The 12,817-nt window shown below is 60.0% G+C and carries 11 protein-coding genes and 3 pseudogenes; 10 read left to right on the forward strand and 4 right to left on the reverse strand.

All coding sequences use genetic code 11. From position 1 onward, the window contains the following. Positions 1 to 414: 414 nt before the first annotated feature. Both ABFY71_RS18390 and ABFY71_RS18395 read right to left on the reverse strand, forming a co-directional pair. On the reverse strand, positions 415 to 699 hold the full coding sequence (locus ABFY71_RS18390) for a hypothetical protein (protein WP_305581282.1): 285 nt from the start codon (positions 697 to 699) through the stop codon (positions 415 to 417). 812 nt (positions 700 to 1,511) lie between these two features. Then, positions 1,512 to 2,394 (reverse strand): annotated as a pseudogene (locus tag ABFY71_RS18395) (LysR family transcriptional regulator). A 220-nt stretch (positions 2,395 to 2,614) separates the two neighbouring features. On the opposite strand from ABFY71_RS18395, the gene ABFY71_RS18400 reads away from it, so the two are divergent. The 6 genes from ABFY71_RS18400 (at position 2,615) to ABFY71_RS18425 (ending at position 9,144) form a co-directional block, all read left to right on the forward strand. Next, positions 2,615 to 3,349, forward strand: a complete 735-nt coding sequence (locus tag ABFY71_RS18400) for an SDR family NAD(P)-dependent oxidoreductase (RefSeq protein WP_347947339.1) — start codon at positions 2,615 to 2,617, stop codon at positions 3,347 to 3,349. A gap of 69 nt (positions 3,350 to 3,418) precedes the next feature. Next, on the forward strand, positions 3,419 to 4,018 hold the full coding sequence (locus ABFY71_RS18405; RefSeq protein ID WP_305581275.1) for an NADPH-dependent F420 reductase: 600 nt from the start codon (positions 3,419 to 3,421) through the stop codon (positions 4,016 to 4,018). 1,076 nt (positions 4,019 to 5,094) lie between these two features. Next, positions 5,095 to 6,687 (forward strand): cytochrome c oxidase subunit I, encoded by a 1,593-nt coding sequence (gene ctaD / locus ABFY71_RS18410; protein WP_347947340.1) that lies wholly within the window; start codon positions 5,095 to 5,097, stop codon positions 6,685 to 6,687. A 30-nt stretch (positions 6,688 to 6,717) separates the two neighbouring features. Then, positions 6,718 to 7,353 (forward strand): Tim44/TimA family putative adaptor protein, encoded by a 636-nt coding sequence (locus tag ABFY71_RS18415; RefSeq protein WP_347947341.1) that lies wholly within the window; start codon positions 6,718 to 6,720, stop codon positions 7,351 to 7,353. Next, positions 7,346 to 7,729 (forward strand): DUF488 domain-containing protein, encoded by a 384-nt coding sequence (locus tag ABFY71_RS18420; RefSeq protein WP_347947342.1) that lies wholly within the window; start codon positions 7,346 to 7,348, stop codon positions 7,727 to 7,729. Before ABFY71_RS18415 ends, ABFY71_RS18420 begins: the two co-directional genes overlap by 8 nt. Continuing rightward, positions 7,729 to 9,144 carry an NAD(P)H-dependent flavin oxidoreductase gene (locus tag ABFY71_RS18425; RefSeq protein WP_347947343.1) on the forward strand — a complete coding sequence of 472 codons (1,416 nt, stop codon included), beginning with the start codon at positions 7,729 to 7,731 and terminating at the stop codon, positions 9,142 to 9,144. Before ABFY71_RS18420 ends, ABFY71_RS18425 begins: the two co-directional genes overlap by 1 nt. Before the next feature lie 9 nt (positions 9,145 to 9,153). Here ABFY71_RS18425 and ABFY71_RS18430 read toward each other — a convergent pair whose 3' ends face one another. Next, positions 9,154 to 10,002 carry a LysR family transcriptional regulator gene (locus ABFY71_RS18430; protein WP_305581267.1) on the reverse strand — a complete coding sequence of 283 codons (849 nt, stop codon included), beginning with the start codon at positions 10,000 to 10,002 and terminating at the stop codon, positions 9,154 to 9,156. A 70-nt stretch (positions 10,003 to 10,072) separates the two neighbouring features. On the opposite strand from ABFY71_RS18430, the pseudogene ABFY71_RS18435 reads away from it, so the two are divergent. The 4 genes and pseudogenes from ABFY71_RS18435 to ABFY71_RS18450 form a co-directional block, all read left to right on the forward strand. Next, a pseudogene (locus ABFY71_RS18435) lies at positions 10,073 to 10,312 on the forward strand (PLP-dependent transferase); the annotation flags it as partial. 128 nt (positions 10,313 to 10,440) lie between these two features. Next, positions 10,441 to 10,962 carry a DUF4142 domain-containing protein gene (locus ABFY71_RS18440; RefSeq protein WP_431021552.1) on the forward strand — a complete coding sequence of 174 codons (522 nt, stop codon included), beginning with the start codon at positions 10,441 to 10,443 and terminating at the stop codon, positions 10,960 to 10,962. A gap of 2 nt (positions 10,963 to 10,964) precedes the next feature. After that, positions 10,965 to 11,285 carry a cupredoxin domain-containing protein gene (locus tag ABFY71_RS18445; protein WP_305581265.1) on the forward strand — a complete coding sequence of 107 codons (321 nt, stop codon included), beginning with the start codon at positions 10,965 to 10,967 and terminating at the stop codon, positions 11,283 to 11,285. 59 nt (positions 11,286 to 11,344) lie between these two features. Then, positions 11,345 to 12,047 (forward strand): annotated as a pseudogene (locus ABFY71_RS18450) (RNA polymerase sigma factor). A gap of 163 nt (positions 12,048 to 12,210) precedes the next feature. Here the strand turns inward: ABFY71_RS18450 and ABFY71_RS18455 are convergent. Beyond that, positions 12,211 to 12,423, reverse strand: a complete 213-nt coding sequence (locus ABFY71_RS18455; RefSeq protein WP_305581261.1) for a hypothetical protein — start codon at positions 12,421 to 12,423, stop codon at positions 12,211 to 12,213. Between the last annotated feature and the right edge of the window lie 394 nt (positions 12,424 to 12,817).

Below are 12,817 nucleotides of genomic sequence, written 5' to 3' on the forward strand. Positions count from 1 at the left end.
TGGCGGGTCACTTCTCAATGACAACCCCGGGTCAGTTCCAAGCGACAATCAACACTATCATGAAAACTAGCAGAGCTATCATAAAGTAGGGCTGTCATGATGGTTTGGCCAGCCAAAACGGATCGGCAGCGGTGGCAAACGCGGGTCCGCCTCAGTGCGCTGCGGCTCCAACTGACCCGACTGCGAAGTGGAAGCGGCAAAGCGGCTGGCAGGGCGTGATGTTCGATTGACAAACGCTGGTGGGGGAATGGGGTGCTATTTACCTCTGGCCAGGCGCGTGCGGACATGCTGTCGGTAAGCCTCTGGTGTTAGTATCTTCCGCATTTTGTGGCGGGTAGGCTAGGGGTTGTAAGCAGCAGACCACAGTAGAGCTGTTACCCCCGGCCATTTGGGTGCCGGGGGTAGTATTTATTTTTAGCGTTCAGCCTCGACAGCCAAAGCCACTATCCGAATTGTTAGAAAAATACTGCCGGGGGCACTTAGCGCAAAAACTGCGACCATGGCCCACACGGCGTTGGCAAAAAAGAGAGCAGTCAACGTCCAAACAACGATGGCAACCGCCAACCACAGATAGCCAGCTAATAAAATGATGGCAGGCAGGGCATGGAGAAATGCAAGCGGCGTAGACCGTCGTCGTGCGTCGGAGAGGTCGTTCATTTGATCACACAGCGTTTCGCCATGATCACTCAGGGTGATCATGGGTGGAGCAGGTAAAGTCGGGTTAATAATATCGCCTACAAGCGGTGATCTGGCGGGGCACAAGCCCAGAAACCAAGTTTAGGACGGCGAGCCTGGACTTGATCGGCGAGATCGGGTGTCGCTAGCAGAAAATGCCCTGCACACGGTATTGTCAGTAAACGGGGAGTGTCGGCACTATGGGGAACACCATGTTCCGTTGCAGAAGGCCCGCTTCTTAGAATGGCATGTTGTTCGCTTGCTGCGACAGGTTGGAGCAGTGCCTCCGCTTGGAAGATTCGCAGAGAGATTGGGGCATTCGTGCTTGAAGCGGGTGCTTGTGACGCAAAGAGTAGCAAGGCGCACACGGCCGCCAAGATTAGCCGAATTCTACTCATGCTTTGAAATGTCCATCAGCCAGCTCAAACCCCATTGCCCGTCTCGGTCGATGGTAGCCCGTGCATTGGTAGATATGGGAGCTGACTGCCAGCTGGCAACTAGGATTGCGCTATTATTCTGCGGCGGTGTGGCTTTGGCCGCCTCGATTACAACAACATGCTGGCGCTGGAGAAGAAACGAAGGTTTGGGTTGCGTCCGACCTGCACACCGATGCCGCTCCCTGGGGGCCCCAGGTGGTGCTAGACCACGATATTCTGGTTTTCGCAGGCGATGTGGGTGATCGCCCTGGATAGCTGTTCTCTGTCTCGCTGGTTCGCGTCGAGATGGCTCCGCAGGCGGATGTCGGTGTCGGTGGTCATCGTGATTTCCTCGGTCATGTGCCGTAAGTAGTGCACAGCAGAAAGACCGCCAGCTCATCTATCTGTTCATCCACCTCATCACTGCCCGGCGAGAAGCGGCGCGTAGGCTTCAAGCCGGCGGGACAGGAACTCGGTGAAGAGCCGCACGCGCTTGGTCTTGCGCGTCTCCCCCTGAGTGAGAAGCCAAACCGGTCCATAGAGCTGCAGGTCGGTATCCGGCACCCTCTCCAATAGGGGGTCGGTGTCTCCGACGAAACACGGAATCGCCGTGATGCCAATGCCTTGCCGCACCGCTGCGATCTGCCCTGCGAAGTCCGTGGTCCAGAACGGAGTCCCAGTGGTGCGAAGCTCTCCGGCGCGGGTCCAGTCCGGGACACCTTGACCGCTAATGCCGATCCACCTGGGATCCGTCCCGCCCGCCCGCCCGCCATTCGGCGAGTTGAGCGCCGGACATATAGAAGCCGCCGTAGAGCGCCGGGCCCTTGAGTCCGTAAAGATTGGGCGGCAGGGTCTCGCGATCATAGACAACGCGGATCGCGACGTCGGCCTCGCGGTTGGTCAGGTTTGCCAGCACGCCGGACGACAAGATTTCCATCTCGATGCCTGGATGCAGGCGCACAAAATCGGCCAGGTCCGGCATAAGCAGATGTGCCGCGAGGGGCGGCGGCAGCGTTACCCGCAGGAGCCCGCGCACGCTCTGGTCGCGCCCGAAGACGCGTGTTTCCAATTGCAGAGACGACGCTTCCATCTGGCCGGCAAACTCGAGGACCTCCTCACCCGCGGCCGTCAGGCGATAGCCGGAAGGCAGCCTGTCGAACATCTGAGTCCCGAGGCGCTCCTCGAGCTGGGCGATGCGGCGCAGAACGGTCGCGTGGTTCACGCCGAGGCGCTTGGCGGCGGCCCGCACGGAGCCCCCGCGCGCCGCGGCAAGAAAATAGCGAACGTCATCCCAGTCCATCATGGTGCATTCCCGCGCCGTACGGTGCGGCTTCCCAGGCTCACTACCGCGCACTGAGCCCTATTTCTGCGCTCGCTGCAACGACCCATTGTCCGATCGGATCGTTTTCGCACCACCGATGTGCGCGGTTGGACACTGAGCGGCCGGCCGCGACGAGCCTATGTCTTGGTTCTCAAAGCGACCTCTTCACTAGACCCAAATTGGCGAACCAAGGATGCACAACATGACCAGACTGAAGGACAAGACCGCCGTGATTACCGGTGGCGCAACCGGCATCGGCCTCGCCGCTGCAAAGCGCTTCGTTGCGGAGGGTGCCTTCGTCATCATCTTCGGCCGCCGACAGGAAGCTCTCGACGCTGCTTTGGCCAAGCTCGGGCCCAATGCCCGCGCGGTGCAGGGATCGGTATCCGATGAGGCAGACCTTGATCGGCTCTATGCGGCGGTAAAGGCCGAGCGCGGAGCCCTCGATATCGTGTTCGCCAATGCCGGGACGGGAAGCCAGCTTGCGCTCGGCAGGATCACCGCCGAGCATATTGACGATACCTTCGACACCAATGTGAAGGGGACGATTTTCACGGTCCAGAAGGCGCTGCCGCTGATGGGCCCAGGCGGTTCCATCATCTTGACCGGATCGAGCGCCGGCACGACGGGGGCCCCGGCCTTCAGCGCCTATGGCGCGAGCAAGGCCGCGGTGCGCAATCTCGCGCGGATCTGGGCGGAAGACCTCAAGGGAAGCGGCATTCGGGTAAACGTGCTGACGCCCGGGGCGGTGGCAACCGAACTCGCCAAGGCAGCGCTCGGCTCGGAGGGCCTGGCGGTCTACGGCGCGATGACTGCGCTCCAGCGCATGGGCGATCCGGCGGAAGTCGGAGCGGTGGCCGCCTTTCTCGCGTCGTCGGACAGCAGCTTCATGACCGGCAGCGAAGTCGCCGTGGATGGCGGCCTGGCGCAACTCTAACACCTATGCCCGGTCCATCCCTTTATTCGCTTCTGGACCGTCGGGCGAGTTTAACCCAAGGAGAAATCTATGACCTACGCAATTATCGGCTTCGGCAGCATCGGCCAGGCGCTGGCCAAGGCATTTGCCCACAACGGCATCGAAGTCGCCGTTGCCACGACACGCGAGCCGGAGAGCTTTGCGGCTGACGCGGCGGCGCTTGGGCCCACCATCATCCCCAAAACGCTCACGGAAGCCGTCAAGGCGGACATAATCATTCTTGCCGTTCGTTTCGAGCGGCACCCGGACGTCGCGAAAGCGCTGCCCAGTTGGCAGGGCAAGACGGTGGTCGACGCGATGAATAGCAACCTTCCGCTTGAGGAGATGAACGGCCTGCTGTCCTCTGCCTTTGTCGCTCAGGCATTCAGCGGCGCCAAGCTCGTGAAGGGGTGGAACCACCTACTTGCAGCCACATTGGCGACTGATCCGGTCGTGGAAGGCGGCCACCGGGTGGTCTTCCTGTCGAGCGATGATGAGGACGCGATCCCGCCAGTGGCAGCCTTGGCCAGACAACTCAGGTTCGCGCCCGTGAACCTGGGAAAGCTCAACGAGGGTGGAGCACTGGTGCACGCACGCGGCCGCATCTGGGGCTCGTTGATCTTCATGGACCTGTTTAAAATGGAGCAGTAGTCGACCCAACTGTTTGCTCGGCGCCAAGAACTGGTCGCGCGCTAATGCCCCGAGCAGCGCGCGGTCGACTAGGATATCAGATTGAACTCCTGCGGGCCCAGATCCATGAGATCCTTTCAGCCGAAACCTCCTTGGTCCGCAGGGCCAGGAGGCAAAGCTCTCATGCCGAGTACATCGTGGTGAGCCGTCGGTGAGACTTAGGCGCCAAGTCCCGCTCCCCGCTAACCCGCAGGTAGCCAAGGTCAGCGAATCTTCGAGAGAAGTCTGAATGGTAATCTCATGCAACACGCTCCGCTGCTGGCCTGCTGTGTAACTATGCTATTCCCGGCAATGGCTATGGCTGATCCCATGCCAATATTGCCGGAGCTGCCGCCCCTAGCCGCTCCATTTCCCTGCGCATCATTGCCGTTCGATCTTGGGCGGAGTGATTGAGACAGCGCTGCTGCGCATCCAGTTTCTTGTCCGTCGATGCTTGCTCCCGCGTCTCCGCACGAGACGACCTGGCTCGTACTGATGGTGGTCAACATGACGAGAATTGCGAAAAATCCAAAAAACCTGATTTCCGACTCTGAAAGGGAAGTCGGAGACGCTTCTGGTGACGGCTCTGATGGCGCACCAACGAACGCGTCCCTGTTCAGGCGACGCCCCACGGCGAGATGAGCACGGCAAGTACCCTGGCCCAGCTCTTGCGGGCGCAGGTGGCCGAGCCAGGCCAAAAGGCGATGAACAGGCTCCTGTGCGACACTGTAAAGCACCTCTGAAAACATGGCGGCATACAACCATGTTGCAGCTTAAGTCAGTCGCCGCGCTTTGACTGGCGCGATCTCAGATCTCACCCAGCCAGCTGACTGTCGGGCCGCGGGGGTCATGGGGACTGACAACTTACGCCCGAGACTAACGTTCGGGGCCCCAAGGCAGGTAACGGGCTACGCCACGACATGAATGCAATTATATTGATACAATGGGCTAATTATATTCATTATCCCTGATTGCGATGCGGTCCTAAAGTGGGGGGCAGGCAAGGGGCGGTTCTGGCATATGACAACGCCTCCTGCAAATAGCTGTCGGAGGATCAATTGAACATCACCGTCGCTGTGGCCACCGCGCCGAGACGCCCACTTTCACGCTGGCTGTTTTCCACCAACCATAAGGACATTGGCACGCTCTATCTGGCGTTCTCCATTATGGCGGGGGTGCTTGGGACGGGTCTGTCCTTCGCCATCCGGTTTGAACTGCAGCAGCCTGGGTTGCAACTGTTTCAAAATAGCGATCTCTACAATGCAGTTGTTTCGGCGCATGGGTTGGTGATGATCTTTTTCGTGTTGATGCCGGCCCTGATCGGTGGCTTTGGCAACTGGTTTGTGCCCATCCTGATCGGGGCGCCCGACATGGCCTTTCCTCGCCTGAACAATGTCTCGTTCTGGTTGCTGGTCGCCTCGTTCCTGCTGTTCGTGATTTCGCTGTTCATCGATGGACCGGTAGGTTCGCCGGGCCATAGTGGCGGCTGGACACTGTATCCGCCGCTATCGACGACCGGCCAGCCAGGCCCGGCGGTCGATTTCGTCATTCTGTCGATTCACCTGTCAGGGGCCTCGTCGATCCTGGGCGCCATTAATTTCATCACCACCATCTTCAACATGCGGGCGCCGGGCATGACGTTGCACAAGATGCCGCTATTTGGGTGGGCGATGCTGGTGACAGCTTTCATGTTGCTGATGTCGCTGCCGGTGCTGGCCGGTGCCGTCACCATGCTGCTGACGGACCGCAATCTCGGGACCTCGTTCTTCAAGCCGGCCGAAGGCGGCGATCCGGTGTTGTATCAGCACCTGTTCTGGTTCTTCGGGCATCCGGAAGTCTACATCATGATCCTGCCGGCGTTTGGCATCATCAGCCACATCGTCTCGACCTTCAGCCGCAAGCCGATCTTCGGCTATTTGGCGATGGTCTACGCCATGGTGACGATTGGGTTGGTAGGCTTCCTGGTTTGGGCCCATCACATGTTCACGTCCGGCCTGTCGCTGAATGTCCAAGGCTTCTTTATGACCGCGTCCATGGTGATAGCGGTGCCAACCGGCGTGAAGGTATTTTCATGGATCGCCACCATGTGGGGCGGCTCCATTGTGTTCCGCGCGCCAATGCTATGGGCCATCGGCTTCATTCTGCTGTTCACCATTGGCGGCGTTACCGGCGTGGTCCTCGCCAGTGCCGGTCTCGATCACAATCTGCACGATACCTATTACGTCATAGCTCATTTTCATTACGTGCTGTCGCTCGGGTCGGCTTTCGCCATCTTTGCGGCATTCTACTACTGGTTCCCCAAGATGAGCGGCTACCTTTACAATGAGACATGGGCCAAAGCTCATTTCTGGCTGATGTTTATCGGCGTCAACATCGTGTTTTTTCCGCACCATTTCCTGGGCCTGGCCGGGATGCCACGCCGCTATGTTGACTATCCCGACGCATTTGCGATGTGGAACCTGGTGTCCTCCATCGGCGCCTACATCTCGACCGCCGGCGTGCTGGTTTTCCTGGTCACTGTCGCCGAAGCGTTCGTGCGGCGGCGCGCAGCGCCTGACAATCCGTGGGGAGAGGGCGCGACAACACTGGAATGGACGCTGTCCTCACCCCCACCGGAGCATCAGTTCAGTACCCTGCCGGTCATTCCCTAACGCTGGCCCAGTCACCGAAAGGAGTTTGAGATGAACGAGATCGGTTTTATCGACTACCTCTTGATTGTAATCTCCGTGCTATATTCTTGGCGTGCGTTCCATGCCGCTCAGCCCCCGCCAGCAGGTGCCAAAACTCAGGCCACCCAACCGCTCCTGGACTCCGACACACCAACTGGACGGTTGGATGCGCTGGCTCTGCCGGAAACCGAGAACGCGCTGGGCAGGACCTTGAAACGGATCGCGTTCGCCGCTCGTTATGCCAGTATCGACGTCTTTCTTGATGGCGCCAAAATGACTTATGAAACTGTCATTGAAGCCTTTGCCGTTGGTGATATCGCAGGCTGCCACCACTTGTTGTCGGTATCGGTTCGAGACAGCTTCACGCAGGCCATCACTGATCGCGCGGCGCGCGAAGAGACCGCCGAACTGGTGTTCATCGGGTTTCGTGCGGTTACCATTGTGGATGCCGGGCTGAACCAGGACTATGCCTGGATCGAGGTCAGGTTTGACGCCGACCTGGTCTCGGTCAACTACAATCGCGATGGTCGGGTCGTGTCTGGCGCGCCGGGCCAGGTGACCACTGCATCTGAAGTCTGGACTTTTGAGCGTGATCTACGGGGGCGTGGACCAGACTGGCTGCTCACGGCGACTGAGTATAATGCCTAGTCCGGCCGCAGATGCGCGTGCGCCGTGCTTTGCTATCAAGCGCATCTATGAGCCGGCTGAGGCCAGTGACGGTATTCGTGTGCTGGTGGATCGACTGTGGCCGCGTGGGGTGAGTAAGGAAGAGGCGGGGCTCGATCTCTGGCTGAAGGCGATCGCGCCCAGCCCGGACCTGCGCAAATGGTTTGGCCACGATCCTGCGCATTGGGAAGAGTTTGGCCATCGCTATCGTGCTGAACTGGCCGGGAATGCCGAAGTCATCGACCAGTTGCGCGGGATCGGCGGTAAGGTGACCCTGTTGTATGCCGCCCACGACCAGAGCCACAATCACGCTCTGATCTTGCTGGATTTTCTGCAGACATCTGCGAAAGGTTCGTGATGCAACTCCCCCATAGTCCAGCCTGCGACCTGCTGGGGAACGCTGTTCCCATTGTCCTGGCGGGGATGGGCGGCGTCGCCCGTTCCGAACTCGTGGCTGCCGTTACCGATGGCGGCGGGTTCGGATTTCTCGGCATGGTGCGCGAGCCCGCCGAACTGATCGAGCAGGAGGTCGAGCGCCTGCGTCAACTCGGCCACCACCGGTTTGGTGTGAACATCATACCCGCAGCCACTAATCCGATGCTGCTGGAGCACCAGGTTGCGGCCTGCATTCGTCTGGCGGTGCCGGTGGTCGGGACGTTCTGGGATCTCGACCAGCGGGTAACCCGGCGCCTGCGGGATGCAGGGATACTAGTGGTTCATCAGGTCGGGTCTGTAGATGAGGCGATCGAGGCCGCGCGGGCCGGGGTGGAGATCGTCATCGCGCAGGGCCGCGAGGCAGGTGGGCACGTGCGCGGGGTGCGGCCGCTTCGGGATCTGCTTCCTGACGTGGTCAGTGCCGTAAAAGTCCCTGTTCTTGCCGCCGGGGGATTGGCGACGGGTGGCGATCTGGTGACCGCGATGGCGCTGGGCGCCGCCGGCATCGTGTGCGGGACCGCCTTGATGGCGACCGAGGAAGCTTTTGCCCATGCGTACCACAAGCAGCGTTTGCTGGCCGCCGAGACCGACGATACTGTTTTAACCAGCAGCTTTCATATCAACTGGCCTGCGAGCGCGCCCGTCCGAGTTCTCAAGAGTGCGGTGACCAGCGGTGCGCGCGGTGATGCCTATGCGCCTGACAAGACCGTCATTGGCGCAGATGCGGGACGACCGATCTATCTGTTCAGCACGGACTCGCCCTTGCGCTCGACGACTGGCGACATCGAAGCCATGGCGCTGTATGCCGGAACCGGCGTTGGCCATATCGCCGAGATCTGCGGGGCAGGGGATTGGCTGCGCAACATCGTTGCCGAGGCCGAAAATTTGCTCGCGCTTGAGTCCGACGTTGTGGAGGAAATCGAGGCCAGCTCGCCAGTCTGCTATGCCAATGAAATGCAGGGCGACTATACGGGCCTGATCTGCGGCGGCGAACTGGCCAGCGAACTTTGGCTGCTTACCGCCCAAATGCATGCAGCGCTTCGCGCCACATTGGCGTTGGGAACCGATACGGCGGCACCAAGCCAGCCGCCTTTCGCGCCCGGTGCCGTGCCATTTGCGAGTTGGGTGCTGCGCCTGAAGAAAATCGCCATCTCGGCCAGCCAGGGCAAGTCGCGTCATCCGATCGAATTGCGTCTGTCGCAGGCGGCGTCTGCGGACCCGATTTTGCATCACGCGCTGATCCTGCAAGGACTGGGTGCCCTGGTGCCCCGGGTTGCCGCATCCGAAATGCAGGGTCGACTGGTGCAACTGCGCAATTTCATCGAAAGCTCAGCGTGAGCATTGCGCTCACGCCGCTGGCGTGCTTGACCGAAAGCCGCGCCGCATATTGTCGATAAGGCCAGTTTCGGTGCGGCTCGAATAGACCATGTGGACCGAATAGGAAAATTCGGGTGCGTCAATGACGCGGTGCAAACGGCCGGCGTCAAGGTGCGGGCGCACCGCGCTGAGTCGAAAGTAGCCGGCACCCCCGACTCGCATCAAATAGAGCAGGGCAAGCGGCCCATGCGAGATGAACACGCCTGGGCTGACAATCTCCGGGAATGCCGCTTGATGGCTGGCCTGGAACGAGGGCCCCCAGTCAACTTGCACATAGTCCTCGGGCAGTCCGCGCGCACCGTCCTCGGCACTGGTCACCATAATCAGTTTTTCTTCGGTGAGCAGTTCAATCACGGTATAGCCACCCTGGGGTGGAGGATCATACAGCACTGCCAGGTCAAGCGTGCCATTGTGGACCGCCTCTAGCAGGCGCGATGGGATATCGACTTCGGCACGTAACGCAATATCGGGCGCTTCGCGTTTCATCCATGCCATCCAGTCGACCAGGATCGGGTTCCATAGGCTGATCTCTGCGCCGACGCTGGCGATGTCGACCCGGCCTTGCGGCAAGCCAACCTGCTGGCGCGCCCGATCCCACACCTGCACCAGTGTCCTGGCATGACGCACAAAACGCTCGCCAGCCGGCGTCAAACGGGCGCCGGACTTGTTACGGATAAAAAGGCGCCGCCCAAGTTGCTCCTCAAGCGCATGAACACGGGCACTTACCGCAGTCTGTGTTACGTTTAATCGGCCGGCTGCAGCAACAAAACTACCTGTTTCGGCAATCTCAAGGAAGGTCCTGGCTAGAGCGATGTCCACGATATTCCGATCACCAATCTTGATGTTACGAGACTATAACATTCTTGCGGCCGCTATTAAATCGGCTCCCAAAGGCGGCCAGGAAGCTGGCTGCAAGTTCATTGATGCGCTGAACCTGATCCTGCGACTGGTCAATATCGATGATGCCAAATCGCTTGCGTGCCAACCGGCCTCGACTACGCATTGCCAGCTCAATGGAGAAGAGCTGGCACGCGCCGGCGTCTCGGAGGATCTGGTGCGCATCTCGGTCGGCATCGAACATGTCGACGATATCATCGCCGATATCGAGCAGGCGCTTGCCAATGCTTGACTCCACGGCCGGCCCTTCGAGGGCCAGCGCCACTTTCTCGGGAACATTTCAGCCGATCGCCCATCCAATGAGTGAGCCAACGGATGAGGGCATCACGCCCAATCCGCGCTTTTTCACAGGAGATCAATGTGATCAGGAATACGATATTGGCGGCGCTTCTGGCTCTAGGCATGACCGGCGCCGCCACCGCCGATGACTCGCCCTTGACCGACGCACAGGTGGCTCACATCGCCTACACAGCCGGCCAGCTCGACATCACCGCAGCCGAGCAGGCCCTGGCCAAGAGCACCGACCCCGACGTTGTCGAGTTCGCCAAACTGATGGCCCGGGACCACAAGGTAGTGAACGACCAGGCACTGGCGCTAGTGGAAAAGCTGGGTGTCACCCCCGAGGATAATCCCACCAGCCAGGCCATGTCGGAAGCTGCCGAAGCCAAGGGGGCCGAACTTGCTGCCCTCGAGGGCGCAGCCTTCGACGCCGCGTATGTCGCCAATGAGATCGCCTACCACCAGACGGTGAACGAGGCACTCAAGGCCACGCTGATCCCGGCCGCGCACAATGCCGAGCTCAAGGCCTTGCTGGAAACTGGGCTCGTGCTGTTCACCGAGCATCGGGCCCATGCCGAGCATCTTTCGACTATGGTGCAATGAGCATGCGTCCCACCAAGTTGATGCCGCTGGCCGCACTGACGCTGATGCTCGTTCTTGTCAGTCCGGCAATTGCGGCCGATTATACTGTGGTGGTGGACGAGATGGTCTTCGGCGAGATGCCAGCCGAGCTGTATGTTGGAGACACCATCACTTGGAGGAACGACGACATGTTTCGGCACTCCGCCACGGCTGACGATCAGTCCTTCGACGTGGATCTCCCGGTCGGGGCCGAAAGTATCATGACTCTGACCGTCGCCGGCGAATGGAGCTTCATTTGTAAATTCCATCCGGGCATGACCGGGACCCTTGTGGTCCTGCCATGACGATGTGGTCGCCGGTTCACATCGGCGACCACACAAAATCTGTTATGAGGAGTGCTGATATGAGTATGCAGCAGGTTCGTCGGAACCAGGACAAATCGAGCCTATCCGATACGGCGCTGGTTGACCTCGCGCGCCGCCGTGACGAGCAGTCAATCCGCACGTTGATCCAACGACACAACCAACGTCTCTTCCGCGCGGCGCGCGCAATCCTGCGCAGTGACAGCGAGGCCGAGGACGTCGTGCAGGCAAGCTATGTCAAGGCATTCACCCATCTTGATGGTTTCAGAGGTGATGCAGCCTTTTCCACCTGGTTGACCCGCATTGCCCTGAACGAGGCCCTCGGCAGGGTGCGAGCCCATCGACCGAGTGTAGGAATCGAGCATATCGAAAAACAGCAAACGCAGATCGGCGGGGAAATCATCCCCTTTCCGATGGGCTCAATTTCAGATCCGGAGACGGAAATGTCCCGCAGCGAAATCCGCACCCTGCTTGAGCAGGCGGTCGATGAACTGCCTCCCCTCTTCCGGGCGGTCTTCGTCCTTCGCGACGTAGAGGGGCTTAATGTGGAAGAAACCGCCTACCACCTCGATTTGAAACCCGAAACGGTGCGCACTCGCCTCCACCGCGCAAGACGGCTGCTGAGAACGTCGATCGAGCGGCGGGCCCCGAGGCAGCTTCTCCTCCTTGTTTCCTTTCGACGGGGCTCGGTGCGCCTCCATGGCCGACCGCGTAATGCAGAAGCTCTCAAGCGCGCAGTACTGAGACGATGGAGCCAGCTTGGACTTGGCGCTCGGTTTTTCGCCGCTCTGGACTAGAAACGGACGATTCTGACCGGCAGAGCCCGCCTCCGGGCGGTCGCTTCGCTATTCACTCAAATCTCAGGAGACCACCATGAGCAAGCTCTTCAAGAGCTGGCGCGGTGATCTCAAACCACCGTCCTGTACAGCCTGACCATCGACACCATTCCGTCCTTGCCCTGGCAGTAGACCCGGGCAGCGAGATTCGGCTTGTTGCCACTGCGTACCAGCTTCAGGCCAAGCGCAATCTCTGCCGCCGCCTCTGGGCACCAGGAAGTGACATGAATGTCGGGCCTGATTTCGTCAGTGGTCAGGTCAACCACTCGATACTGCACAATCATAGCTTATGATCCTCCAGCCGTGTAGATCTCGCCGTGCATGACGTAGAATTCGCGGTCCACCGGGGTAGTCCTCCTCCGGTTCGACCAGGATCAGCCCATACATGCCGTTGGCGATATGCTCGGCCGCGAGCAGTGTCGCGCAATGGTAGACATCGAGACCGGGCTCCATCGCCAAAAACGAAAAGCTCTTGCCCTCGCCAGGCACGGCAAAGACCCACACTAATATCAGGGAACCCGCCTCACGCACAGAGCGAGCCCGATTACCTATGCTTTCGGGCATTTGCCGACTGGGGAGAAACGACCGAGTGGGCGCGCGTTGCGGCCTGGCCGCAGTCGACCCGAGGCCGTGTGAGAACTCGGCGAAGCTGATCGCTTAGGTTGTTTTGCATTGGCG

The organism is Devosia alba (genome assembly GCF_039938915.1).
In the GTDB taxonomy this organism is placed as follows: domain Bacteria; phylum Pseudomonadota; class Alphaproteobacteria; order Rhizobiales; family Devosiaceae; genus Devosia; species Devosia alba.

Coding starts and splice junctions, on each gene's coding strand:
- ABFY71_RS18400 (WP_347947339.1), top strand. CDS start 2,615: ATGACCAGACTGAAGGACAAGACCGCCGTGATTACCGGTGGCGCAACC.
- ABFY71_RS18455 (WP_305581261.1), bottom strand. CDS start 12,423: ATGATTGTGCAGTATCGAGTGGTTGACCTGACCACTGACGAAATCAGG.
- ABFY71_RS18415 (WP_347947341.1), top strand. CDS start 6,718: ATGAACGAGATCGGTTTTATCGACTACCTCTTGATTGTAATCTCCGTG.
- ABFY71_RS18420 (WP_347947342.1), top strand. CDS start 7,346: ATGCCTAGTCCGGCCGCAGATGCGCGTGCGCCGTGCTTTGCTATCAAG.
- ABFY71_RS18390 (WP_305581282.1), bottom strand. CDS start 699: ATGATCACCCTGAGTGATCATGGCGAAACGCTGTGTGATCAAATGAAC.
- ABFY71_RS18405 (WP_305581275.1), top strand. CDS start 3,419: ATGACCTACGCAATTATCGGCTTCGGCAGCATCGGCCAGGCGCTGGCC.
- ABFY71_RS18425 (WP_347947343.1), top strand. CDS start 7,729: ATGCAACTCCCCCATAGTCCAGCCTGCGACCTGCTGGGGAACGCTGTT.
- ABFY71_RS18445 (WP_305581265.1), top strand. CDS start 10,965: ATGCGTCCCACCAAGTTGATGCCGCTGGCCGCACTGACGCTGATGCTC.